27 protein-coding genes are annotated in these 23,861 nt (G+C 70.4%); 15 read left to right on the top strand and 12 right to left on the bottom strand.

The window, feature by feature from the left end; genetic code table 11:
* Positions 1–93: 93 nt before the first annotated feature.
* Complete coding sequence (locus NQV15_RS00915) at positions 94–1,032, bottom strand: alpha/beta hydrolase family protein (protein ID WP_232402979.1); 939 nt, start codon at positions 1,030–1,032, stop codon at positions 94–96.
* Complete coding sequence (locus NQV15_RS00920) at positions 1,032–1,997, bottom strand: alpha/beta fold hydrolase (RefSeq protein WP_232402980.1); 966 nt, start codon at positions 1,995–1,997, stop codon at positions 1,032–1,034. Before NQV15_RS00920 ends, NQV15_RS00915 begins: the two co-directional genes overlap by 1 nt.
* A gap of 261 nt (positions 1,998–2,258) precedes the next feature.
* On the opposite strand from NQV15_RS00920, the gene NQV15_RS00925 reads away from it, so the two are divergent.
* Positions 2,259–2,786: a hypothetical protein gene (locus NQV15_RS00925; RefSeq protein WP_257125076.1), complete on the top strand. Its 528-nt coding sequence runs from the start codon at positions 2,259–2,261 to the stop codon at positions 2,784–2,786.
* A 26-nt stretch (positions 2,787–2,812) separates the two neighbouring features.
* Here NQV15_RS00925 and NQV15_RS00930 read toward each other — a convergent pair whose 3' ends face one another.
* Complete coding sequence (locus NQV15_RS00930) at positions 2,813–3,313, bottom strand: Lrp/AsnC family transcriptional regulator (protein WP_232402984.1); 501 nt, start codon at positions 3,311–3,313, stop codon at positions 2,813–2,815.
* A gap of 190 nt (positions 3,314–3,503) precedes the next feature.
* Here NQV15_RS00930 and NQV15_RS00935 point away from each other — a divergent pair, with 190 nt between their 5' ends.
* The 7 genes from NQV15_RS00935 (at position 3,504) to NQV15_RS00965 (ending at position 9,583) form a co-directional block, all read left to right on the top strand.
* A complete protein-coding gene (locus tag NQV15_RS00935) occupies positions 3,504–3,812 on the top strand; it encodes a hypothetical protein (protein WP_232402986.1) in 309 nt (102 codons plus the stop codon).
* Positions 3,813–4,051: 239 nt separating this feature from the next.
* Positions 4,052–5,296 carry an NAD(P)/FAD-dependent oxidoreductase gene (locus NQV15_RS00940; protein WP_232402988.1) on the top strand — a complete coding sequence of 415 codons (1,245 nt, stop codon included), beginning with the start codon at positions 4,052–4,054 and terminating at the stop codon, positions 5,294–5,296.
* 39 nt (positions 5,297–5,335) lie between these two features.
* Positions 5,336–6,127: an adenylate/guanylate cyclase domain-containing protein gene (locus NQV15_RS00945; RefSeq protein ID WP_232402990.1), complete on the top strand. Its 792-nt coding sequence runs from the start codon at positions 5,336–5,338 to the stop codon at positions 6,125–6,127.
* A gap of 54 nt (positions 6,128–6,181) precedes the next feature.
* Positions 6,182–6,619, top strand: a complete 438-nt coding sequence (locus NQV15_RS00950) for a nitroreductase family deazaflavin-dependent oxidoreductase (RefSeq protein ID WP_232402992.1) — start codon at positions 6,182–6,184, stop codon at positions 6,617–6,619.
* A gap of 42 nt (positions 6,620–6,661) precedes the next feature.
* The gene (locus tag NQV15_RS00955; RefSeq protein ID WP_232402994.1) at positions 6,662–7,525 is read left to right on the top strand and encodes an aldo/keto reductase; all 864 of its coding nucleotides are present in this window, start codon (positions 6,662–6,664) and stop codon (positions 7,523–7,525) included.
* Positions 7,526–7,554: 29 nt separating this feature from the next.
* Positions 7,555–8,601, top strand: a complete 1,047-nt coding sequence (locus tag NQV15_RS00960; RefSeq protein WP_232402995.1) for a lipoate--protein ligase family protein — start codon at positions 7,555–7,557, stop codon at positions 8,599–8,601.
* Positions 8,602–8,710: 109 nt separating this feature from the next.
* Entirely contained in the window at positions 8,711–9,583 is an 873-nt protein-coding gene (locus NQV15_RS00965; RefSeq protein ID WP_232402997.1) for a hypothetical protein, read from the top strand.
* A gap of 52 nt (positions 9,584–9,635) precedes the next feature.
* On the opposite strand, the gene NQV15_RS00970 is transcribed toward NQV15_RS00965, so the two are convergent.
* Genes NQV15_RS00970 through NQV15_RS00980 form a run of 3 tightly spaced genes read right to left on the bottom strand, consistent with a single transcriptional unit; the run spans position 9,636 to position 12,330 of the window.
* Positions 9,636–10,040 carry a hypothetical protein gene (locus NQV15_RS00970; protein ID WP_232403000.1) on the bottom strand — a complete coding sequence of 135 codons (405 nt, stop codon included), beginning with the start codon at positions 10,038–10,040 and terminating at the stop codon, positions 9,636–9,638.
* Positions 10,037–11,224, bottom strand: a complete 1,188-nt coding sequence (locus NQV15_RS00975) for a fatty acid desaturase family protein (protein ID WP_232403002.1) — start codon at positions 11,222–11,224, stop codon at positions 10,037–10,039. The genes NQV15_RS00970 and NQV15_RS00975 overlap by 4 nt, the downstream gene beginning before the upstream one ends.
* Positions 11,225–11,247: 23 nt before the next feature.
* A complete protein-coding gene (locus NQV15_RS00980; protein ID WP_232403003.1) occupies positions 11,248–12,330 on the bottom strand; it encodes a ferredoxin reductase in 1,083 nt (360 codons plus the stop codon).
* Between the two features lie 110 nt (positions 12,331–12,440).
* Here NQV15_RS00980 and NQV15_RS00985 point away from each other — a divergent pair, with 110 nt between their 5' ends.
* From NQV15_RS00985 to NQV15_RS01000, 4 genes are all read left to right on the top strand, one after another.
* Positions 12,441–13,598, top strand: a complete 1,158-nt coding sequence (locus NQV15_RS00985; RefSeq protein WP_232403006.1) for a MalY/PatB family protein — start codon at positions 12,441–12,443, stop codon at positions 13,596–13,598.
* A 117-nt stretch (positions 13,599–13,715) separates the two neighbouring features.
* A complete protein-coding gene (locus NQV15_RS00990) occupies positions 13,716–14,660 on the top strand; it encodes a sensor domain-containing diguanylate cyclase (RefSeq protein WP_232403013.1) in 945 nt (314 codons plus the stop codon).
* 9 nt (positions 14,661–14,669) lie between these two features.
* Entirely contained in the window at positions 14,670–15,104 is a 435-nt protein-coding gene (locus NQV15_RS00995; protein ID WP_232403015.1) for a hypothetical protein, read from the top strand.
* Between the two features lie 68 nt (positions 15,105–15,172).
* Positions 15,173–15,346, top strand: coding sequence for a CsbD family protein (locus NQV15_RS01000; RefSeq protein WP_232403017.1), 174 nt, complete (start codon positions 15,173–15,175; stop codon positions 15,344–15,346).
* Between the two features lie 65 nt (positions 15,347–15,411).
* On the opposite strand, the gene NQV15_RS01005 is transcribed toward NQV15_RS01000, so the two are convergent.
* Complete coding sequence (locus tag NQV15_RS01005; protein ID WP_232403019.1) at positions 15,412–16,143, bottom strand: alpha/beta hydrolase family protein; 732 nt, start codon at positions 16,141–16,143, stop codon at positions 15,412–15,414.
* Positions 16,144–16,284: 141 nt separating this feature from the next.
* Between NQV15_RS01005 and NQV15_RS01010 the strand changes: the two genes are divergently transcribed.
* Positions 16,285–17,775, top strand: a complete 1,491-nt coding sequence (locus NQV15_RS01010) for a potassium/proton antiporter (RefSeq protein ID WP_232403021.1) — start codon at positions 16,285–16,287, stop codon at positions 17,773–17,775.
* Between the two features lie 4 nt (positions 17,776–17,779).
* Here NQV15_RS01010 and NQV15_RS01015 read toward each other — a convergent pair whose 3' ends face one another.
* The gene (locus NQV15_RS01015) at positions 17,780–18,295 is read right to left on the bottom strand and encodes a LytR C-terminal domain-containing protein (protein ID WP_232403023.1); all 516 of its coding nucleotides are present in this window, start codon (positions 18,293–18,295) and stop codon (positions 17,780–17,782) included.
* Positions 18,292–18,594: a type II toxin-antitoxin system VapB family antitoxin gene (locus NQV15_RS01020; RefSeq protein WP_232403025.1), complete on the bottom strand. Its 303-nt coding sequence runs from the start codon at positions 18,592–18,594 to the stop codon at positions 18,292–18,294. Before NQV15_RS01020 ends, NQV15_RS01015 begins: the two co-directional genes overlap by 4 nt.
* A gap of 257 nt (positions 18,595–18,851) precedes the next feature.
* Here NQV15_RS01020 and NQV15_RS01025 point away from each other — a divergent pair, with 257 nt between their 5' ends.
* Positions 18,852–19,667, top strand: a complete 816-nt coding sequence (locus NQV15_RS01025) for a phosphatase PAP2 family protein (RefSeq protein WP_232403027.1) — start codon at positions 18,852–18,854, stop codon at positions 19,665–19,667.
* Between the two features lie 25 nt (positions 19,668–19,692).
* Here NQV15_RS01025 and NQV15_RS01030 read toward each other — a convergent pair whose 3' ends face one another.
* On the bottom strand, positions 19,693–20,154 hold the full coding sequence (locus NQV15_RS01030) for a MarR family winged helix-turn-helix transcriptional regulator (protein ID WP_232403028.1): 462 nt from the start codon (positions 20,152–20,154) through the stop codon (positions 19,693–19,695).
* A gap of 59 nt (positions 20,155–20,213) precedes the next feature.
* On the opposite strand from NQV15_RS01030, the gene NQV15_RS01035 reads away from it, so the two are divergent.
* Complete coding sequence (locus NQV15_RS01035) at positions 20,214–21,746, top strand: MFS transporter (protein ID WP_232403029.1); 1,533 nt, start codon at positions 20,214–20,216, stop codon at positions 21,744–21,746.
* Here the strand turns inward: NQV15_RS01035 and NQV15_RS01040 are convergent.
* The gene (locus NQV15_RS01040; protein ID WP_232403030.1) at positions 21,735–22,229 is read right to left on the bottom strand and encodes a hypothetical protein; all 495 of its coding nucleotides are present in this window, start codon (positions 22,227–22,229) and stop codon (positions 21,735–21,737) included. The genes NQV15_RS01035 and NQV15_RS01040 overlap by 12 nt on opposite strands.
* Complete coding sequence (locus NQV15_RS01045) at positions 22,226–23,860, bottom strand: FAD-dependent oxidoreductase (protein WP_232403031.1); 1,635 nt, start codon at positions 23,858–23,860, stop codon at positions 22,226–22,228. Before NQV15_RS01045 ends, NQV15_RS01040 begins: the two co-directional genes overlap by 4 nt.
* Position 23,861: the final 1 nt, after the last annotated feature.

Raw genomic sequence — 23,861 nt, forward strand, 5'->3', positions numbered from 1 at the left:
CTTTCTGTACCGGCGCAAGAGGCCGATAACCCCGATCCTGACCCGGGTTGCGGGCAGGATCGGGGTTATCGGAGCTGCTGGTGCCGCGCCGTCCTACGGAGCGCTCGTCACCGTGACCGCGGCATCGGCCGCGTCCCCGGTCGAGTACACGTAGCTTGCCGCGGCCGTGTCGCCCAGCTGGGCGCGCAACCACAGGGCCGACCACCGTGCGGCCGTCGCGATGCTGGCGGCCTGCGAGATGCCCTGGTCGTTCACCTCGGCCTCCGCGCCGGACGGGTTCTGGACGTCCGTGATGCCGTAGTGGTTGGCGCCGCTGACGCGCACGATCTGCTTGTGCCCGTTGGCGAGCTTGGCGTAGGTCCTCTCCGCCTGGTCGGGTTCGGCCATGCCATCGGACTGACCCTGGACCAGCTGGACCGGGATCTGGTTGTCGATGCTCGGGTAGATGCCCAGGATCGCGTTGTTCGTGCCGTAGAACGATCCCGCCTTCACCGCTGCGGGCAGATCGAACGACAACGTCGTGCAGAACGGGATCGAGCACTTGTCCTCGGAGATGCTGAGCCCAGTGGCGCCACCGAACGAGTGCCCCAGCAGCACCATCGTCCCGGTGTCGATGCGCCCGTGCAGCGGTGAGGACGCCTTGCCGTTCTCCGCGGCCATCCACGCCAATGTCTCGCCGACCTGGCTGGTGGACGTGTAGTAGTCCAGGTCGAAGAAGTTCAGACGCTTGTGGTTCGGCGTGACCACGATGAACCCGTACGACGCAACGGCCGAGGCGTACTTGCTGTAGAAGTTCCGGTTCACCTTCCCTCCCTGCAGCAGCAGGGCGACCGGCAGCTTGCCGGTGGCGTTCGTCGGGTAGTAGACGTTCGTGCCGTCGTTGGTGATCTGGCTCTGGTAGGTCGAGACCGCAGTGGTCGTGACCGGACCCGAGCTGGCCGCTGACGCAGGGCTCGGGGCGATCGCGACGACCATGGCTGCCAGGAGCAGGGCCGACAGTGCCCGGACGGGCCGTGCAGTGAATCCGGACATCAGCGGATGGGGGCGGCGAGCGGCAGGCTCAGGTCGACCAGCGACTTGACCTTGGAACCGCAGGTCGAGACGACATTGGCGTCGTCGCAGTAGTACGCCGCGGTACGGGTCCCGGTCGCGAGGTCCTTGGCCCAGGCGGAGCCGAAGTCGCGCAGCCGGGCGGTCTGGGTGGCATTGGCCGAGCAGCCGGCGCCGAGGACGCCGATGAGATCGGTGTTCTCACCCTCGACGTCGATGTGGCAGCTGCCGCCGGACGGGGTGCCGAGCGAGTACTTGGTCCACACGAGCTGGATGCCGACGTAGTTGCTTGCCAGGCCGACGAGGGCCTCCGCGGAGTTGTTGAACAGGTTCGTGACGCTCGGGCGGGCGGTCACCGCGAGCACCGGGCGGGTGGCTCCCTTGGAGATGGCCTGCAGGTTGGCGGTGAACCCGCCGGAAGCGACCGGGTCGAACAGGATCGCGCCGGCGAAGTTGCTGTAGCCATTGGCGTCGATGCGGGCGCCGAGCTCGCTGGCGAAGTGGCCGCCGGCCGAGTGGCCGCCGACGATGTAGCGCTGCGGCAGGGTCTTCCCGTTCGGGGGAGTGAGCGCGCGCCGGGTCATCAGATCGCCGAGGGCATCTGCGAGCTCGGGGTTGCCGGCCGTCATGTCGCCGTTGACGCACAGGACCATCACACCCTTCTCGGCGACCGCCTTGCTGGTGCCGCGCAGGTTGCCGCAGCCGCGGCTGAAGCCGTGGTTGAGCACCATCAGGGCCGAGGCGCCGGCCTGTGGGAGGTACCAGTCGGCGCTGTGGCTCTCCCCGTCGATGACGATCTGGGTGTTGACGCACGAGCTGGTCGACGACGAGTAGTTCTTGCACGCCACGTCAGCGGCTTGGGCCCCCGGCGCCAGGCCGACCAGCCCGCCCAGCGTGGTGGCGGCCGCCAGCACGCCGGCCAAGAATGTCTTTGTCTGCTTCTTCATGGTTCCCCCGATGTGAAGCGCCGTTCCAGCGAGCCGGAACGGCGCTAGATGATATATGAAAGTGAAGATAGGGATGCCGGCGAGCGGGCGTCAAGCATCCCGATCTCCGTCCGTCGGGAGGATTGCCCCGCAGGGCGGGTGTGATCGGCCGTGATACGGGTAGAAATGGAGCAACTCCCACCGACTCGAACTGGAGCACCCGTGATTCCCAGCATCGTGAAAGTCCCGCTCTCCTTGGCTCAGACGCTCACCGTCGCCGTCGTGCAGACAGGCGTCAAAGCAGGGGTGAGCGGCGCGACCGCCCTGCTGCACCTCGTCCTGCCCGGTGAGGACACCGCGCCCCCCAGGCCCGCTCCCGCGCCGCGGCCCACGCCGACTCCGACCGCGAAGGTCGACATCACCCCGCCCAAGCCCGACGTCGACGCCGCGCCGGTGAAGCAGCCGCCTGCCCCGAAGGCGGCGCCGACCCCCGGCGCCACGACGACGATGGCCGATCCGGCGCCGGCGACGGCCACCCCCGCGACGAAGAAGACCGCGAAGCGCGCCACCGCCCGCAAGGCGCCGGCCAAGAAGGCGACCCCGAAGAAGGCCGCGAAGTCGGCGACCGCCGCACAGAAGGCCGTTGCCAAGAAGACGCCGGCCAAGAAGGCGGCGCCGACCAAGCCGGCTGCGACGCTGGACGAGCCCGCCGCGCCCGTCGACGACAACCCGGTGGTCTACAGCAGCGGCCCGGACGTCGCGCAGGCGATGCCGGCCGACGGGCTGAAGGACGTTCGCCCCGAGAAGTGAGCTCGCCCGGGGCAGGCCGACGCCCGCTACGGCGCCGGCGTCGACCTGCCCCATCCGACGCCGGCCGTGATGTGGTCGAGCAGAGGTTGCACCCGGAAGGGGATCGGCGTCGCGACCGAGAAGGTCGACGTCGTCTTGCGGACGCCGTCGATCTCCACGATGGAGGCGGTCAGCACCTGCAGCGCCTCGAGCGAGCTGATCGCGACGTGGACCAACAGATCCTCCCGGCCGGCCTGGATCTTGATCTCCAGCACCTCCGGCAGGTCCCTGAGTCCCGCGACCACCCCCGGCATCTGACGCTGGTCGATCTCCAGGCTCACCAGGGCCTGCACGGGCATCCCGACCGCGGACAGGTTGATGATCGGCTGGAAGCCCACGAGCACGCCGGTCTCCTCGAGTCGCCGGATGCGCGTCTGGACCGTCGCCCGGCTGACCCCCAGCTCGGCAGCGAGCTCGGCGATGCCGATCCGGGCGTTGGCCGTGAGGCGGCCGATGATCTGCGCGTCGAGCTGGTCGATGCTGGTCATGGTGAGAACCTCCGAGGATCACAGTCCTCGTCAGCATGGCAGATTGGCATGTTGTCGGCTCATCTCTTGACCACCCAGATCAGGCTGCACATGATCTAGGTATCAGAATGTCGGTGCGATCCACTGGCAGTCGACCCAGATGCGCCGTCGCCCACCTGCGACGCCCTCGACCACGAGATGAGCTGATCGCATGTCCGCCGATGTTCTCGACACCCCCGACGGGCCACGGCTGTTCGTCGTGACCGTCGCCCTGCAGGCGGACGGGGCTCGCGCCGACCTGATGACGATGGCGTCGGTGCTGCACCGTCGCGGGGTGGAGGTCGTCGCCGCCGAGCTGGGCCGCCCCGCCCACGGACGGCGGGTCTTCAGCGCTCGCTTCGTCGCCGCCCCGCGGCAGGCGTCGACCGTCGTACGGAGCTTCGAGAACCTCGTCGACGTCGTCGACACGAGCCTGTTCGCGGCGCTCGACACCCGCGTCCACGCGCTCAGCGCCGGCTGAGGCGAGAGATCCCATGTCCTCTGCGCTCACCGAGCAGGTCGGACGGCTCCTGCGCGACCCGGGGGAGACCTTCCTGTACGTGTGAGCGCCGCCAGAGCCGCTCGTGGAAGTTGTCGGATCCGACAACAGACCGTGCCGCAACTTGTCCGTCGGGGACTGGTGGCAACACGTGGGGCTGGTGAGACTGGGACGACGTCCCGGGATCGACGCATCGCGGCGGCGCACGAGCGGAGGAAGACATGGGACAGCGATCGGTGATCGTGGTCGGCGCGGGCATGATCGGGCTGTCGACCGCGTGGCACCTGCAGGAGCGGGGCGTCGACGTCACGGTGATCGACCGGACCGGTGTCGCGGCCGGCTCGTCCCGCGGGAACGCCGGCTGGCTCAGCCCGGCGCTGACCCTGCCGCTCAACGACCCGTCGACGCTGGCCGCGGGCGTCCGGGCGACGCTGAAGTCGGATTCCCCGGTCTACCTGCCGATGCGCAGCGCCCCGCGGCTGGCCGGGTTCCTCAGCTCGTTCACGCGCAACTCGACGCCCGAGCGGTGGGAGCGGTCGCTGCGGCGGCTGGTCCAGCTCAGCCGGGAGGCCCTCGGCGCGTACGCCGAGCTCGCCGACCACGACGCGCGCCTGGCGACCCGTGAGGCCGCCGCGGTCACCGCGGCGTTCGCCGACGAACGGGGTCGCGAGCACCTCGTCGACGAGCTCGAGCAGCTGGCCCGCATCGGCGAGAAGGTCGAGTACCACCTGCTCGACGAGCGCAGCCTGCACGACTCCTCGCCGCACCTTGGCCCCGGTCTGACCGCGGGGCTGGCCATCACCGGCCAGCGGTTCATCGACCCCGGCCAGTACGTCCAGCGGCTCGCCGACGTGGTGGCCGAGCGTGGTGGCCGGATCATCACCGGATCGGCGGTCGTGCGCGTCGATGCGACCGCCGGTGGTGCCGCCGTCCGGCTCGACTCCGGCCGGGCCGAGCAGGCGTCCCAGGTCGTCCTGGCCAACGGCGCATGGCTGTCGCGGCTGGCGCGCCCGCAGGGGGTGCGGACACGCGTCGTCGCCGGTCGCGGCTACAGCTTCTCCGTGCCGTGTCCCGAGAGCCTCACCGCTCCGCTCTACCTGCCCGAGGCGCGCGTGGCGTGCACCCCGCTGGCCAACGGCCGCCTGCGGGTCGCCGGGATGATGGAGTTCCGCTCGCCCGACGACCCGCTCGACCCGCGACGCATCACTGCGATCGAGCGCTCGGCGTCACCGCACCTTCCCGGCATCGACTGGCGCGACCGGCAGGAGGAATGGGTCGGGTCGCGGCCGTGCACGGCCGATGGCCTCCCCTTGCTGGGACGCACACGGGACGAGCACGTCTACGTCGCCGGCGGCCACGGCATGTGGGGTGTCGCCCTGGGCCCGGTCAGCGGCCGGTCGATGGCCGAGCTGATGTGCGGCGAGCGCGACGAGGGGTCACTCGCCTCCTTCGACCCGCTGCGCTGAACCGGGCGCCGGTGCGCTCAGGACCGCTACCGTAGGGCCGTGTCCGCGCTCGAGATCGTCCTCGCCGCGGCGCTGGCGGCGCTGACCGGGTTGTTCGCCGTCCAGTCGGCGGCGCTGTCGCGAGCGCGCCGCCGCGTCCGGTGGCTCGAGGACGCCTCGTCCCGTCCCCGGCTGACCGTGCCCACGCCGTCCGAGGCGGTCCGCACCGTCGTCGGCACCGCGATCAAGCTGCGTGAGCACGGGGTCGCCGGGACGATCCGCAGCTCGATCGACGATCTCGCCGGCTGGGCCGACGTCGAGCGTCCCGACCTGGCGCAGCTGGCGGCCGCCGACGGGACCGTGACCATCATGTTCTCCGACATCGAGGGCTCGACCCAGCTGAACCACGACCTCGGCGACCGCGGCTGGGTGCAGCTGCTGGCCAGGCACGACCGGCTGCTGACCAAGGCGATCCGCGCCCACGACGGTCACGTCGTCAAGACCCAGGGCGATGGCTTCATGGTCGCCTTCGCCGAGGCATCCCAGGCCGTCGGCGCCGCCTGCGCCATCCAGCGCGCGCTCGCGCGGGCCAGGGGTGGTCGGCTCGCGGACGTCCGGGTGCGGATCGGTGCCCACCGGGGCTCGGCGGTGCACCGCGACGGCGACCTGTTCGGGCGCAACGTCGCGCTGGCCGCCCGGGTCGCGGCCCAGGCCCACGGGGCGGAGGTGCTGGTCAGCGATGCGGTGATCGACGCGCTCGCCCCGGATGGTCCCACCGTCCTGGAGGCACGCGAGGCCACGCTCAAGGGCATCCCGGGGGTGCAGCGCCTGCACCTGCTGGACTGGCGCTGACGCGGTTGCCTGCCTGCGGTTGTCGGGCGGCGCGGCCGGGGGCACGATGGAGGCATGCCCCTCACCGGAGAATATGCACCGAGCCCCGACAAGTGGTCCCGCGACCAGGCCGAGCTCTTCGAACGCACCAACGGTGCCGAGGGCAACGAGCTGCAGGGCAAGCCGATCATCGTCCTGACGACCCTCGGCGCAAAGTCCGGCAAGATCCGCAAGACGCCCCTGATGCGGGTCGAGCACGACGGCGAGTACCTGGTGGTGGCGTCCAAGGGCGGCGCCCCGGAGCACCCGACCTGGTACTACAACATCGTCAACGCGCCGCTGGTCGAGCTGCAGGACGGCCCGGTCCGCAAGGACTACACGCCGCGCGAGCTGTCCGGGCAGGAGCGCGAGATCTGGTGGGAGCGCGCCGTCGAGGCGTGGCCGGCCTACGCCGACTACGCCAAGAAGACCGATCGGGTGATCCCGGTCTTCCTGCTGACCCCCGTCGAATGAGCGCTCTGGAATAAGCCGTCGCCGGGCCTCCTTGAACCTGGCATGACTTCGACACTCTCCGCCACCCCGTCCGGAACCTTCCAGATCGGCGGCGACCTGCCGGTCGTGCGCCTCGGCTACGGCACGATGCAGCTGACCGGTGAGGGTGTGTGGGGCCCGCCGCGCGACCGCGACGCCGCGATCGCCGTGCTGCGCCGGGCGGTCGAGCTCGGCGTGACGTTCTTCGACACCGCGGACTCGTACGGACCCGAGGTCGCCGAGGACCTGCTGCGCGAGGCGCTGCACCCGTACGCCGACGACGTCGTCATCGCGACCAAGGCCGGCCTGACCCGCCAGGGCCCGAGCGTCTGGACGCCCGTCGGGCGTCCGGCCTACCTGCGCCAGCAGGCCGAGCTGAGCCTGCGCCGTCTGGGCCTGGAGACCATCGACCTGTTCCAGCTGCACCGCATCGATCCCGAGGTGCCGCTGGAGGACCAGGTCGGCGAGCTCAAGAAGCTGCAGGACGAGGGCAAGATCCGCCACATCGGCCTCAGCGAGGTCGACGTCGACCAGCTCAAGCAGGCCCAGCAGGTCGCGACCATCGTGACCGTGCAGAACCTGTTCAACCTGACCGACCGCAGCGCCGAGCAGCTGCTGGACTACGCCACCGAGCAGGGCATCGGCTTCATCCCGTGGTTCCCGCTGGCGACCGGCAACCTGGTCAAGGACGGCGGACCGCTGGCCGATCTCGCCGCCGAGCACGGCGCGACGCCCTCGCAGCTCGCCCTGGCGTGGCTGCTCAAGCGCTCGCCGGTCATGCTGCCGATCCCGGGCACGTCGAGCATCGAGCACCTCGAGGACAACATCGGTGCGGCCGGCATCGAGCTGACCGACGAGCAGTTCGCGGCGCTCGACAAGATCGCCTGACACCGGCGGACACGAAGGAGACGATCGTCGTGCACGGCGAGTACAAGGTCTCGGGCGGCAAGCTCGTGGTCGTCGACCTGGACGTCGTCGACGGAGCCATCCGCAATGTCGTCCTGAGCGGCGACTTCTTCCTCGAGCCCGACGAGGCGCTGGGCGACATGTCCGATGCGTTGGAGGGCCTGCCCGCCGATGCGAGCCTCGGCCGGCTCGTCGAGGCCGTCGAACGCGGCCGAGGCCAGGCGGTGATGGTCGGCTTCGACCCGCCGGCGGTGGCGCACGCCGTGCTGCGGGCGCTGGGTCGTTCGACCGCGTGGCACGACCACCGGTTCGAGCTCCTCGAGGCCGGCCCGCAGCACCCACCCATGCAGATGGCGATCGACGAGGTCGTCGCCCGCCAGGTCGGCGACGGCCGGCGCGGCCCCACGCTGCGGGTGTGGGAGTGGGCCTCGAACGCGGTCATCATCGGCTCGTTCCAGTCGTTGTCGAACGAGGTCGACCTCGAGGCGGCGGCCCGGCACGGGGCGACCGTCGTGCGACGCATCTCCGGCGGCGGCGCGATGTTCGTCGAGCCCGGCAACACCATCACGTACTCGCTGTACGTCCCGGCGACGCTCGTCGAGGGGCTCTCGTTCGCCGACTCCTACGCCTTCCTGGACGCCTGGGTCATCCGGGCGCTGCGCGACCTGGGCATCGACGCCAGCTATGTGCCGCTCAACGACATCGCCTCGCCGCAGGGCAAGATCGGCGGCGCCGCCCAGAAGCGGCTGGCCAGCGGGGTCGTCCTGCACCACGTCACGATGTCGTACGACATGGACGCCACCAAGATGCTCGACATCTTGCGCATCGGCCGCGAGAAGCTCAGCGACAAGGGAATCGTCAGCGCGGCCAAGCGCGTCGACCCGATCCGCAGCCAGACCGGCATGAGCCGCGAGGCGGTCGTCACGGAGATGCTCGCCCACTTCGAGGCGAGCTACGGGCTGACGACGGTCCAGATCGACGACGAGACCCTGGCCGAGGCGAAAGAGCTCGCCGAGCAGAAGTACGAGTCCCCGGAGTGGACCGCCCGCGTCCCCTGACGTCCGGGCGCCAACCCCGCTGGGCCTGACGTTTTTACCAACACGCCGACGGCGTGTCTGCAGAATCGTCAGGCCCAGCGGGGATGTGGACGGGCATCCGGTGCACGGAGTGATCGCGCCCGCATACCTCTCGGTGGACCCTACGGCGGCGCGTATCTCCGTCGCGATCGCGCTGATGGGCCCGGCGAACGCCCTGGGTGGGTGGGCCGCGCTGCGGGTCCAGGGCAACACGTGGTTCGACGGCCTGGACCGCTCCGGCGACGATCGGGACGTGCTGATTCACTGCCTGCCGGGATCGCAGCTGCGGGTGCGTCCCGGCATCGAACCCAGCGAGGGCCGGGTGCATCCTGACGAGACGCTGGCCCGGGGGTCATTCGCCGTCACCACCCTGGCCCGCGCAGCGTACGACGAGATGCGGGTGGCGGTCGGCGTCCGTGAGGCCGTGGTCGTGCTCGACATGGCCACGAGCACGACCTCTGGGATGCCGCACACGACCCTCGACGCGGTGGCCGCGGTGGTCGAGTCCCATCACAAGACGCGGGGCATCGCCCAGGCGCGGCAGGCGCTGGCCATGAGCAGCCCACGGTCGGCCAGTCCGTGGGAGACGAGGACGCGCTTGCTGGCCGAGCTGGACGTAGGCCTGTCCGGCCTGCTCGTGAACGTCCCGGTGTTCGACGTCAGCGGCGCGCTCCTGGGCGTCGCCGACCTGATCGACCCCGCCACCGGCTTGGTGATCGAGTCCGATGGGGCTCACCACCGCGCGGCCGAGCAGCACACGCTGGACAACGTCCGCGAGGAGAGGTTCGAGCGTGCCGGGCTGGTGGTGTGCCGGGTGACGTCCCTGGATCACCAGGACCGCTGGGCAACCGTTGGCCGACTGGCCTCGGCGCATCGGGACGCAGCGCGAAGCTTGCGCCGTGACTGGACGCTCGTCCAGCCCGACTGGTGGCGCACCTGGCCCGCCGCACGACGCTGGGCCTGACGAATTTACGAACACGCCGGCGGCGTGTCTGCAAAAACGTCAGGCCCAGCGGTCAGGGCCAGCGCGCGGTCGTGGTGAGGACGCTGTTGGGGCGGAAGCGGACGGGCTCGCCGCGGCGGGCCGGACGGACGAGGTCGAAGCCGGCGGTCGTCACCAGCACCCAGCGCCGCGGGGCCTGCGGCTGCCTGAGGACGCCGTCCCCGAACGCCGCGAACCGCTCCAGCGCGTCCTCGGCGCACTCGACGTGCGCGGGTGGAAAGGTGAACAGCCCGTCCAGTGCCTCGTCCTCGGGGCCGAGGAAGGCGATCGGCCGGGACAGCGTCTGGCCGCACACGCCGCAGATCCGGCTCAGGGCGCACTGGATCGCGCGCCGCCGGACGACGACGGAGTGATCGACCACCCCGTCGTCGTCCCGGCACGCGAAGGGTGCGGTGTGCGGATCGGCCGACACGGTCATGCCGTCGCCGCCCGCGACCACTTGCCCAGCTCGGAGCGGCGGGTGGGACGCTCGTCGTCGCGCAGCCGCCGGCGCTCGCGCGGGGCGATCGGTGCCGGGTTGTCCTCGGTGCGCCGGTTGGGCAACGACAGCTTCATGATCGTGCGCAGCGTCTGCCCGTACTGCTTGTGCAGCGGCCCGGTCGTGTACGGGATGTCGTAGCGCCGGCAGATGTCCTTGACCTTGACCGCGATCTCGGCATAGCGGTTGCTGGGCAGGTCGGGGAACAGGTGGTGCTCGATCTGGTAGCCGAGCTGACCGCTCATCAGGTGCAGCAGCGTGCCGCCCTCGAAGTTCGCCGATCCCAGCATCTGGCGCAGGTACCACTCGGCGCGGGTCTCGTCCTCGAGCTCCTCCTCGGTGAAGTGCACCGCGCCGTCGGGGAAGTGGCCGCAGAAGATGATCATGTACGACCACACGTTGCGCATGATGTTGGCGGTGACGTTGGCCGACAGCGTGTGGAAGAACGACGGTCCGCTGAGGGCGGGGTACATCAGGTAGTCCTTGAACGCCTGCTTGCCGACCTTGTCGCCGATCTGCTTGAGCTGTTTCTTGAGCAGCTTCGGATCCTTCTGGCCCTTGCGGATCGCCTCGATGTCCAGGTCGTGCAGCGCGACGCCCCACTCGAAGAACAGGGCGAGCAGCGCGTTGTAGACCGGCTGCCCCAGGTTGTAGGGCGTCCACTTCTGGTCACGCGACATGCGCAGGATGCCGTAGCCGATGTCGTTGTCGTGGCCGAGGACATTGGTGAACTGGTGGTGGATGTAGTTGTGCGAGTGCTTCCACTGCTCGGCCGGCTGGGTCGTGTCCCACTCCCAGTTGCTGGAGTGGATCTCCGGATCGTTCATCCAGTCCCACTGGCCGTGCATCGTGTTGTGGCCGATCTCCATGTTCTCCAGGATCTTGGCCGAGCCGAGCATCGCGGTGCCCAGCAACCACGCCGGCGGGAAGAAGCTGGCGAACAGCGTGATGCGGCCGGCGGCCGCCAGGCGGCGCTGCAACGTGATGACGCGCGTGACGTAGTCACGGTCGGCCTGGCCACGCGATGCCTCCACCTCCGCCCGGATCTCGTCGAGCTCGCGGCCGATCGCCTCGATCTCCTCGTCGGTCAGGTGGGTGTACTCACGGACGTCTGAGAACGCCATGTGGCTCTCCTTCTCGTTACGTCTTACAGGGACAGGGTGCAGTCGCCGGCAGCGACCGAGATGCAGGTCTGGACGTACTCGCCCGGCTCGCCGTGCTCGTCGCCGCTGCGCAGGTCGCGCACGCGGCCGGACGCCAGTGGCACGTCACAGGTGTGGCAGATGCCCATCCGGCAGCCGAACAGCATGTTGACGCCGGCCTTCTCGCCGGCGTCGAGCAGCGTGGTGGCGCCGTCGACCTCGACGGTCGGGCCGCCGACGCCGAAGGTGACGGTGCCGCCCTCGCCGCCGTCGGTGACCGCGAGGTTGAAGCGCTCGACGTGCAGGTGGTCCTCGCGGCCGAGGCGCCGGTAGTGGTCGGTGAGCGCGTCGAGCATCGGTGCGGGCCCGCACGCCCACGTCTCGCGCTCCATCCAGTCGTGGCAGACGTCGTCGAGGCGCTCGATCTCGAGCATGCCCTCGTCGTCGGTGAACCGGGGGACGAAGGTGAGGTGCTCGGCGCGCTGGGCGAGCTCGTGCAGCTCGTCGTGGAACATCATGTCCTCGCGGTGGCGTGCCGAGTACGACAGCACGGCGTCCGGCAGGGAGCCCCGGCGGTCCAGCGTGCGCAGGATCGACATGATCGGCGTGATGCCGCTGCCGCCCACGAGCATCAGCATCTTCTCCGGCGGCGGGTCCGGCACGACGAAGTCGCCCTGCGGCGTGGCCAGACGCACGATCGTGCCCGGCTCGAGGCCGTTGACCAGGTGCTCGGACAAGAAGCCCTCGGGCATGGCCTTGACCGTGATGCTGACGGTCCTGCCCTCGACCAGCGGCACCGACGACAGTGAGTACGAGCGCCAGTGGAAGCGGCCATCGATCTCGACGCCGATGCCGATGTACTGGCCGGGGGCGTGGTCGAACGACCATCCCCAGCCGGGACGGATGACCAGCGTCGCGGCGTTCTCGGTCTCCGCAACAACCTTCTCGACCCGACCGCGCAGCTCGCGCTGGGTCCACAGGGGGTTGATGAGGGCGAGATAGTCATCGGGCGACAACGGGGTGGTGAGCCCCTTGCCGAGCGTGCGGAGACGCTGCAGCGCGGACGTGCGTTCAATCAGCGGAGCCATGGCCTGCCCTTCGGTGTACACGCGTTCACTCGTGGTGTAACTCAGAGTGACATTTTCGGTGGGGGGATGCAACAGGACCTCAGTCCCTTTTTGCCGCGATGATGGGAGACATGCGCCACCTGCACCCCCTCCGCGACCTCGACGAGACCACCCTGCGAGCCCGCACCAGCCTCAAGTGGCGCGAGTACCCGCCCGACGTGCTGCCCCTGTGGGTCGCCGAGATGGACGTCGTGCCGGCCCGGCCCGTGGTCGACGCCCTCAAGAGGGCCGTCGAGTCCGGTGACACCGGATATCCGCACGGCAACGGATATGCCGAGGCGCTGGCCGACTTCGCCGCCGACCGCTGGTCGTGGACGGGGCTGGACCCGCAGCGCACGGCCTACGCCGCCGACGTCATGACCGGCCTGTCCGAGGTGCTCCGCCTCGTCTCGGCTCCCGGCGACCCGGTCGTCGTCAACCCGCCGGTCTACCCGCCGTTCTTCGGTTTCACCGAGCACGCCGACCGCATGATCGTCGAGGCGCCACTGGGAGAGGACGGACGCCTGGACCTCGGAGCCCTCGAAGCGGCATTCCTCACTGCCGGCGGGTCAGGGCGTCCGGTGACGTACCTGCTGTGCAATCCACACAACCCGACGGCGGTCGCCCACACGATGACCGAGCTGACCGCTGTCGCGGCGCTCGCAGCGACCCATGGCGTCCGGGTCGTGGTCGACGAGATCCACGGACCGCTGGTCCCCGGGGATTTCGTGCCCTACCTGAGCATCCCGGGTGCCGAGGACGCCTTCGCGGTGACGTCGGCGTCGAAGTCCTGGAACCTGGCCGGCCTGAAGGCGGCGGTCATCATCGCGGGGGAGCGGGCCGCCGGCGACCTGGAGCGCCTGCCCGAGATCGTCTCGCACGGCCCCAGCCACCTGGGGATGATCGCGCACACCGTCGCCCTGCGCGAGGGCGTCGCGTGGCTGGACGCCGTGCAGGCCGATCTCGCGGAGAACCGTGCGCTGCTCGCCGAGCTGCTGGCCGAGCATCTTCCCGGCGTGCGCTGGGCCCGGGGCGACGCGACCTACCTGGCCTGGTTGGACTGTCGCGACCTTCGCCTCGGTGACGATCCCGCCGCGGCCTTCCTCGAGCAGGGACGGGTCGCGGTCAACTCCGGGCTGCCGTTCGGGACCGGAGGCGCCGGGCACGTCCGGCTCAACATCGCGACCTCGCCGCAGATCCTTACCGAGGCGATCACCCGCATGGCATCGGTGGCCGGGCACCCGGACTAGCCGGCATGGTCCGGTCGAGTCATTCTGGGCGTTCCCGCCCGGATCCGACGCTCCGCGCCCCTAGGATTCCGGCAGGGAGACAGCATGGAATCGACATCGGCGCGGCTTGGACAGTGGTTGCGTTCACTGCCACAGCTGACCGTCGCGGCCGCGACGATGTACGGCTGCGGATGCCTGCTGCTGGTGCTCAGTGCGATCGCCTGGCAGCCGGGCCGCAACCCGCGAGGGGTCATCGTCGTGCTGGCGGTCATCGCCTTCGTCCTGTTCGTCTGGGTCCTGGCCCGGGGGCGGCGGTTCACCGCCACGGAGGCGCTCGCGCTGTCGGGCGTGCAGCTGTTCACGATCGGCTGCCTGACCTGGACGACGCACCTGGACCTGGGGGCCTTCGCCAACGGGACGGCCCTGCCGATCGTGGGTGTGTTCATGGTGTGGTTCCTGGACCTCGCCCGCGCCCGGGTCGTGCTGTTCCTCGGGACGGCCTGGTGGTTCGCCGGGATCCTGCACCGGGACGAGCCGTCGCTCGTCCCGTTCGCCGTGTCGCTGGCCCTGCAGACGCTCCTCGCTGCCGAGGTCTTCTCGCGGGTCAAGCACCGTATGGATCGGCTGGCTCGCACCGACCCCCTGACCGGGACGCTCAACCGGCTCGGCATCACCGAGACCGTCGACCGCGAGCTGTATCGCGCCCTGCGGCGGCACCGGCCCCTGGCCGTGGTCGCGATCGACCTCGACGGGCTGCGGGAGATCAACAACACGCTCGGCCACCACGCCGGCGACCAACTGCTGGAGACCATCGCCCGGCACTGGCTGGGCGCCATCCGGGGCGGCGACGACGTGGGACGCACCGGCGGCGACGAGTTCTTGTTCGTCCTGCCCGACACCAGCGAGGAGGAGGCCGAGAGCTTCGTCCGGAGGATGGCGTCCTCGTCACCCGGCGCCTGGTCGGCCGGGATCGCCATGGCCGAGCCCGGTGACAATGGCCTCTCCCTGGTCGAGCGGGCCGACCGGCGGATGTACGTCGACAAGGCCACCCGCCGGGGTGCCGAGAACCTCCGGCCGTCCTAGCGTGGCCCCATGGACCACGGACCCGATGACCGACACACGCGACCCGACGGCGTCAGCGATGGGACCGTCGAGGCGCTCGGCAAGCTGAGCGAGGCGCTCGAGGCCGTCGAGGAGGCGCGCGGGCACCTGTACACCTTCCACCGCCGCAGCGGCACCGCCGATCTGCTGCTCGGTGACGCCGTCGACCTGCTGCGCGAGGCCGGCCATGACGATCTCGCCGACGACATCGAGACCGATCTGGTCGGCCGCAACGTCATCGAGGGCCGCTGGACCTTCCAGATCGTCGAGGACTACGACGCGACCTACTACGAGGCGTTCAAGCGGCACGAGCAGGCGGCGCGCGATGCGCTGGCAGGGGGCCGGACCCACCTGTTCGAGGCCGAGATGAAGGAGGACCGGCGGACCCACGGCAGGCGCCACCACGAGGCGCGTCCCGACGAATGATCGCAGCTGCGGCGATTGCCGGGCCGGGGATCGGGTACGTCCCGGGAAGTCGACGAAAGGAGCCCACCATGGGACTCGAAGACAAGATGAGCAACAAGGCCGAGGACGCCAAGGGCAAGGCGAAAGAGGCCGTCGGCGGCGCTACTGGCGACGACGAGCTCAAGAACCAGGGCAAGGGCGATCAGGCCAAGTCCGACATCAAGGACGCCGGCGAGAAGATCAAGGACGCCTTCAAGCACTGAGCGTCATCCCGCGTTGAGCGCGCCGACCGCGACATGACGGTCGGCGCGCTCACTGCTGTCCGGAGCTATCCCAGGGCCGTCAGGATCTGCAGGGTCCTGGCCCAGGCCGCCGATGCCGGGTCGATCAGGACGAAGTGGTCGCCGGCGACCTCGGTGAGCTCGGCGTCCGCGCCGGCCCGCACCGCCCGCTCGACGTAGCCGGTCGACTGTGACAACGGCACGACGTCGTCCTCGGTGCCGTGGATGCACCGCACCGGGACGTCCAGCGGGATCATCGCCGCTGGGTCGGCCAGCCGGTAGCGGTCGTCCCGGGACCCGCCCATGAAGTCCTGCACGGCGCCCGTCCCGAGGTTCGCGTCGTGGGCGGCCGCCAGGTCCAGCACCCCGGCCTGCGAGACCGCGCCGGTCACGGCGACCCGCGGCCGTCCCCACGGGGGCCCGGCGAGCCGCGCCCGTCCGGCGGCCCACACGGCCAGGTGCCCTCCCGCGGAGTGGCCGAGTGTCAGCACCGATCCGGTGTCGAGGTCGTCGACGTCGGCCAGGGCGTCGATCGCCGCCGCGATGTCGTCGAACGTCCCCGGCCAGCCACCCCCGTTGCCGACCCGCCGGTACTCCACGTTCCACGCCGCCCAGCCCTCCGCGGCCAGCGACGCCGCCAGCGGGCGCCCCAGCGACAGGTCGTACCGCGACCGCCAGAAGCCCCCGTGGATCACGACCACGACCCCCTTCGGCCGGCCGGACGGACGGGTCAGCTCGGCGAGCTGCGACGGTTCCGGGCCGTACCTGATCGTCTCCACGTCGCCTCCCGCCTCGGGTGCCGTCCACCGGCACGGGGCCAGCCAAGCGGACGCCGGTGTCCACCGCCACCCGACACGGACAGGGGGTCCCGAACGACCGATAGGATCGGCAGACGGTTCGAGCCCTGGAAGGAGGCCCCGGTGGACGTCCACGAGCTCGACCAGTACCTCCTCGTGGGCTCCGGGGTCCTGATCCTGGCCATCCTCGCCGTCCGTCTGTCCGTCAGGGCCGGTCTGCCGTCCCTGCTGGTCTACCTCGCCCTGGGGCTGCTGCTGGGCAGCTCCGGCCTGGGCATCGAGTTCGCCGACGTCGAGCTCGCGCACGCCCTGGGGTTCGGCGGTCTGGTGCTGATCCTGGCCGAGGGCGGTCTGACCACCAAGTGGGAGCACGTCAAGCCCAACCTGGGCTACGGGCTGCTGCTGGCGACCCTCGGCTCGACGGTCAGTGTCGTCGTCGTGGCCCTCGGCTGCCACCTGTTCCTCCGGATGGACTGGGAGCTGTCGGTCCTGATGGCCGCCGTCCTCACGCCGACCGATGCCGCCGCGGTGTTCTCGGTGCTGCGCTCCGTTCCGCTGAAGTCCTCGGTGACCGGCACGCTCGAGGCGGAGTCCGGCCTCAACGACGCCCCGATCGTCGTCCTCGTCGTGGCCGTCAGCGCGGGTGAGGTCGCCGACAAGGGCGTGGGCTACCTGATCGGCCTGATCGTCTTCGAGCTCGTCGTCGGAGTGATCTTCGGCCTGGCCATCGGCTGGCTCGGCGCCTACCTGCTGCGCCGGGTCGCCCTGCCGGCGTCCGGCCTGTACCCACTGGTCGTCTTCGCGTTCGCGGTGCTGGCCTACGGTGCGGCTGCGGGCGTCCACGCGAGTGGCTTCGCGGCGGTCTACGTCGCCGCGCTGATCCTGGGCAATGCCGAGCTGCCGCACCGCACCGCGACCCGCTCGTTCGTCGAGGGAATCGGCTGGCTGGCGCAGATCGGCCTGTTCGTGATGCTGGGGCTGCTCGCCAGCCCCGACGAGCTGCAGTGGTGGCACGTCTGGCACGGCCTCGTGGTCGGCGCGATCCTGACCTTCGTCGCGCGCCCGCTGACGGTGATGGCGTGCGCCGTGTGGTTCGGCCGCAGCGCCCGCGAGCAGATCTTCGTCGGCTGGGCCGGGCTGCGTGGCGCCGTGCCCATCGTGCTGGCCACCATCCCGCTGTCGGCCGGTGTCGCCGGGTCCCGCGACCTGTTCAACGTCGTGTTCGTGGCCGTGGTCATCTACACCCTGCTGCAGGCGGCCCCGCTGGCCCAGCTCGCCGCAGCGTGCGGCGTCCTGACCGATGCGGCGCGGGACGTCGAGGTCGAGGCGGCACCGCTGGAGCGCGTCTCGGCCGATCTGCTGCAGATCCACGTCCCGGCCGACTCCAAGCTGGCCGGCGTCGAGGTGGGTGAGCTCCGGTTGCCGGTCGGTGCGTCGATCTCGCTGATCGTGCGCAAGGACCGGACCTTCGTGCCGCACCGCACCGACCGCATCGGGATCGGTGACGACCTGCTGATCGTCGCCGAGCGGTCCGTGCGCGAGGCCGCCGAGGCGCGGCTGCGGGCCGTCGGCCGGTACGGGCGCCTCGCCGGCTGGGGCCGCGAGTCCCGCTAGCGTCCTAGGGCAGCGGGACGACCGGGACGCACACGGAGATGTCGCGATCGGTCTCGATCGTCGTGGTGGCCTCGGTCTTGAGCCCGCGGTACCTGTCGCCGACGACGACCGTGATGCCCGACTCGACCGGGATGTCCGGCGCCGCGTACTCGACCTTGTCGCGGAACTGGGCCGCCACCAGCTTGACCCGCGGGTCGTCCTTGTCACCGGTCAGGATCGCGACCTTCTTGGGCTTGGTCGCGCTCGTGCTGTTGCCGATCTGTCCGCCGAGGAAGCCATTGGCCTGCATGTCGATCCGGACCCGGTTGGCCAGTCCCGAGCGGTTCGAGGCGTTGAAGACATTGACCGTCACGACATTGCTGTCCAGCGGGCTGCCGGCGGCGACGACCGAGCTGGTGCACGTCTCGGCGGCCGCGGCCTCCTCGGGGCTCGCGGTCAGCATCCGGAAACCGATCACGCTGCCGACCACGAAGATCGCCGCCGACAGCAGGAGCGTCAGCGCGCGCAGACCGGTCCTCATCGCCGACCTCCGATCGAGTGGACCCGGGCGTGCAGCATGTTGCGCTGCTGCAGCGCGGCTCGCAGCGCGCGGTGCAGGCCGTCCTCGAGGAACAGCTCGCCACGCCAGCTGACGACGTGGGCGAACAGGTCGCCGAAGTAGGTCGAGTCGTCGTCGAGCAGGTGCTCGAGGTCGAGCTTGGTCTTGGTCGTCGTGAGATCGTCCAGTCGCACCTGGGAAGGGGAGATCTCGGCCCACGCGCTCTGTGTCAGCCCGTGCTCCGGATAGGGGCGTCCCTCGCTCACCCTTCGGAAGATCACCACCTCAGTCTAGACGGACACCGCCGCGTCCGGCACCGACCTGCCGCGATGACGGCGGGTCGGCAACCTGTTCGGAAAAACGTTGGCGGGCGCCTGTATCGTGCGATGAGAAGACCCTGAGACGGTCTCGGGGCCCATGTCAGGGTGGTCTCCGGTTGTGCTGGACAACCGAGATCGCGAACAATGGGGGCACGAAGGCGGCGCTGGTGAGCGTCGTTCCGCCGGTTTCAGGACCGGTCCGGACACCAGGAGGCGCGATGACGCAGTCGACACGGGCGGCGGCAACAGCTGTCGAGCCCAGCCGATCCTCGCGCATGGTCCCGGCTGTCCGCCGAGCTGGATTCGAGATCGCCCTCCTCGGCGTCCTGTACATCGGCTACTGCATCACCCGCACCTTCGCGTCCGAGGCCTTCGCCCCGGCCCGAGGACGCGCCCTCGACATCCTGACGTTCGAGAAGTCGTGGCGCATCGACATCGAGAAGTGGCTCAACGACCAGTTCCTGGCCCACGACTGGATCGGTGTGGCGTCCAGCTACTGGTACGCCACGACGCACTACTTGGTCACCCTCGGCGTGCTGATCTGGTTGTACCACCGCGGAGCCCTGTACGTCACCGCTCGCCGGGCCATCGTGCTGGCCTCGATGATCGGGCTCACGTTCTACCTGTTGATGCCGACGGCGCCGCCGCGGCTCGTGCAGGGCGGGTATCACGACATCTTGAGCATGCACTCGGACATCGGCTGGTGGAGCCAGAACGGTTCCTCGCCCAAGGGTCTGGGCGACATCACCAACGATCTGGCGGCGTTCCCGTCGCTGCACGCCGGATGGTCGCTGTGGGTCGCGGTCGTGCTGATCATGGCCGGCGTCCCCAAGATCGTGCAGGGCCTGGGGCTGGCGTACGCGCTCATGATGACGATCGTGATCGTCGGCACCGGCAACCACTGGCTCGTCGACGCCGTTGTCGGCTGGATGGTCGTGCTGGTCGCCTTCGGCGCCGTCCTGGCCTGGGAACGCGGTGGGCCCACGCCGGCTGCGCACGACGAACCACAGCCGGTCAGCACCCCCACACCCTGACGCCCGCGCCCCCGGGACGCCGCCGCTAGCGCTCGGGATCGGCGCGTCGGACGATCGCCCGGGAGATGCCGGCGAGGGCCGGAGCGGCCTCGACGCCGGCGCGCAGCAGATCTGCCGGGACGTCGTGGAGCAGGGCCGCCCAGTAGGCGTTGATGCGGGCGACGCTCTCGGCGGCTCGCGCTGTCGGCACGAGTGCGACTGATCGGGCATTGCCTGCGAGCTGTTCGCGCACCACGAGCCCGCCGGCCTCGAGGGCCCGGATCGCCGTGCTCACATTGCTGCGCCGCAGGCCGGTGCTCTCGGCGATCTGGCTCGGTGTCGATCGGGGAGCCCGGTGGATCTGGCGGATCACGGCGATCTCGGTGCCCGTGAGGGGGACGACGTCGCGCAGCTCGGGACTGCGCAGGTCGAGCTGGTGCGCCAGCTCGACGACGGCATCGGCGAGCTGGGCCAGCGCAGCGCTCGAGGGCGCGTCCTTCGGGGGCACTCCCTCACTCTATCGGCTGTTATGATTATGAAACCATAATCTAGCGAAAGAGGATGCGCGTGGCTTCCGCCGCCCCCCGAAACCCCCTCGCCGACGACTCAGCAGCTCCCCCCGCTGGTCGGCCCGGCCTCACCCTGGCAGCCGTCTGTTTCGGCCTGTTCATGGTCGGGCTCGACTCGACCGTCGTCCACATCGCCAATCCCGCGATCCAGACCGATCTCGGCGCGACCTTCGGCGAGCTGCAGTGGGTCATCAACTCCTACCTGCTGGCCCTGGCGGTCTTCCTGATCCCCGGCGGCAAGATCGGTGACCGGTTCGGCCGCAAGCGTCTGTACCTGATCGGCGTCGCGATCTTCGCAGTCGCCAGCGTCGCGATCGGCCTGGTCGGCAGCATCGAGGGCGTCCTGGTCTTCCGCGCCCTCCAGGGACTCAGCGCCGCGATGCTGATGCCGCAGACGATCTCGCTGCTGCGGGCGACGTTCTCGCGCGAGAAGTTCGGCATGGCCGTCGGCATCTGGGGCGGCATCTCGTCGGTCTCCATCGCCGGCGGTCCGCTGGTCAGCGGTGTGCTGGTGGAGCACCTCGGTTGGGAGTGGGTGTTCTACATCAACGTCCCGATCGCGATCATCGGCCTCGTCTTCGGCGCGTGGGCGATCACCGAGACCCCCAAGGTCACCGAGGGCCGGATCGACCTGGCCGGGATCATCCTGCTCGGCCTGGTGCTGTTCGGCGTGGTGTTCGCCGTCGTCCAGGCACAGGTGTGGGGCTGGGGCAGCGGCCGGACGATCGGGCTTTTCGTGGCCGCCCTGGTCCTGTTCGCGATCTTCCTGCGGGTCGAGAGCCGGGTGCAGTTCCCGCTCCTGCCGCTGGCGCTGTTCCGCTCCGCGGGCGTCAGCGTGGGCGGACTGGTGTTCGTCGCGAACTTCTTCGCCATCTTGGGCGTGACGTTCCTGATCACCCTGTTCCTGATGAACACGCTGGGCCACTCCACGACCCGCGCCGGGCTGATGATGCTGCCGATGAGCGCGTTCTCGATTCCGTCCGCGCCGATCGGCGCCTTGCTGACCGCCAAGATCGGCCCCCGCAAGGTGGCTGCGGGCGGTCTGACGCTGATGGCGATCGGCCTGGCGCTGCTGACCCAGGTGGACGCCTCGACGTCCTACTGGTGGATGGCGATCCCCTTCGTCATCATCGCCTTCGGCTCCGGCTTCGCGATCCCCTCGGGCGCCGACCTGATCGTCGGTGGTGCACCGGTGCACCTGGCCGGCGTCGCCAGCGGCTTCCAGACCACGTGCATCCAGATCGGCGGCGCGATCGGCACCGCGGTGCTCTCGGCGATCGTCGCGACGAAGGTCGCGCCGGCGGCACTGGCGGCAGGGCTGCCCGACAGTGCCGCGGAGGCCGGTGCCGCCGGGGTGGTGTTCGACGGCATCCCCTCGATCAACGACGGCTTCATCAGCGGCGTGCACATCGGCCTGGTCGTCGCGGCGGGCCTGTGCATCGTCATCGCTGCGCTGGTGATGATCGCGGTGCGCGAGCCCAAGCACCACGACGTCGAGACCATCGTCGAGGAGACGCTCTCAGTCGGCTGAGACGACCGGGTGTTCGTCGGCCCGTTGCAGGACGAAGGGGGTGCCCGGCAGGCGACGCAGGCCGGGCACCTCGACGAAGGTCATGCCCAGCAGGGTCGTGTCGTCCCAGGGGCGGAACTCATCGCGCACCCAGCGCCAGGGTCGCGGCGCGTCCGCCGGGTAGGAGACCACGAGCGCCGGGTCCCCGTCCGCGAGCGACGGCGCGATGCGGGCGCTCATCGGCAGGGTCGGCCGCAGGGCAGCGGCGTCCGTGCGGAGCAGGTTGATGCCCGACAGCGTCCCCGGATCGCCCGGCGACGGCTCGAACCGCTTGCCGAACCAGCGGGGCAGCCCGATCAGGCCCAGCCCGCGGGGGGCGACCGCCCGCAGCAGGGCCCCGACGTACGACGCCTCGAAGACGCCGGTCAGGTCGTCCAGACGCGGCGCGGGCAGCGTGGCCCAGCGGCGGCGGAGCTCGGAGAGGCGGTGGTCGTGGATGCTCATGACGGTCCTGCCGTCCCGGCCGGGACCGCGTCGATCGGCTCGCGCCGTTCCCGCTCCGGCGAGGCGGCTGGGAAACCCGCGGCGAACCGCTCGGCCATCGCCGTGATGGTCAGCGACGGGTTGACGCCCAGGTTGACCGGGATGGTGCTGGCGTCGGCGATGTAGAGACCGGGGTGCCCGAACACCTCGTGATCGGCGTCGACGACGCCCTCGCCGGCATGACGTCCCATCACGGCGCCGCCCAGGATGTGGGCCGTGACCGACAGCCCGCCCAGGGTCTCGCCGAGCAGGTTGAAGGCGTCCCCGCCGGAGGCCTCGGCGTAGGCGCGCGTGACCTCGTTGGCGACCGGCAGGAAGCTGGGCGCCTCGCGGCCCGCGACGGAGCGCGACCGCAGGACCCGCCGCCACGGCCGGAAGGGCGAGCGCCGGTGCTCGAAGGTCAGCTCGTTGTCGAGCTTCTGCATCACGGTCAGCACCGTCAGGCGGCGCTCGAAGTCCTTGGCGGTCATCGCCTTGATCTGCCGCAGCGGGCGGCGCAACAGCTCCAGGAGGGTCCGGGCGGCGCGGCGGCCGGGCCGGTGGCCGTCCACGATCGGGCCGATCTGGAAGCGCATGTGCCATCCACCGATGTACCGGTTCTGGGTGATGTGGGTGTCGGCGTCGGGGTGGAAGTCGCTGGTGATCGTGGGGCCGTGCGACAGGTCCTGGCCCGGCGGCTGCTGGATCGCCGTCAGGGCCTCGCTGTTGGTGCGCACGTGCCGGCCCAGCTCCGGCGACACGTGGGGGAGCGTGCCCAGCTCGTCACGGCAACGGAACAGCAGCTCGAGGCTGCCCAGCACACCACCGGCCAGGACGACCCGGCGTGCCCGCACCGACGGCTGGGCGACTCCGCGCCGCCAGGGGTGCCGGACAGTCAGCTCGTACCCGCCGCCGGGCAGCGGCGTGATGGCCGTGACGTCGTGCTCGGCCCGGATCTCGGCGCCGTAGCGCTCGGCCAGGTGCAGGTAGTTGCGGGTCAGCTGGTTCTTGGCCCCGTACGGGCAGCCGAGCAGGCACTCGCCGCACAGGCGGCAGCCGGTGCGCGCCGGTCCCTCGCCGCCGAAGAACGGATCGGGCTCCGTGACGCCCTCGCGGCCGAAGTGGATCGCGACCGGCACCGGCGCGAAGGTCTTCTCCGCGCCGACCGCCCGCGCCGCGGCGAGCAGGTGATCGTCCATCGGTCCCAGGTGCTGGTTGGTCACCCGGCCGAGCATGCGGGCGGCACGCTCGAAGTGCGGTGCCAGCTCGCTGCGCCAGTCGGCCAGGTGGGCCCACACCGGATCGCGGTAGAAGGCGTCGTCCGGTTCCAGCAGCACCCCGGCCCACACGATCGAGCCGCCGCCGACTCCGCTGGCCCCGATGATGCCGACGTCCTTGAAGATCCGCTGCCAGAAGAATCCGCGCATGCCCGCATGCGGCTGCCACAGATAGGCCCGCGGATCCTTGCGAGCCCGCAGCAGGTCGTCGTCACTGAGCCGCTTGCCCCGCTCCAGGACGATCACCCGGTGACCCGCCTCGGTCAGGCGCAGTGCGGTGGTCGCGCCGCCGAATCCGCTGCCGATCACGACGACGTCGGCGTCAAAGGTCGACATG

Origin of the sequence: Aeromicrobium wangtongii, from assembly GCF_024584515.1 — a bacterium.
GTDB classification, from domain to species: Bacteria; Actinomycetota; Actinomycetes; order Propionibacteriales; family Nocardioidaceae; genus Aeromicrobium; species Aeromicrobium wangtongii.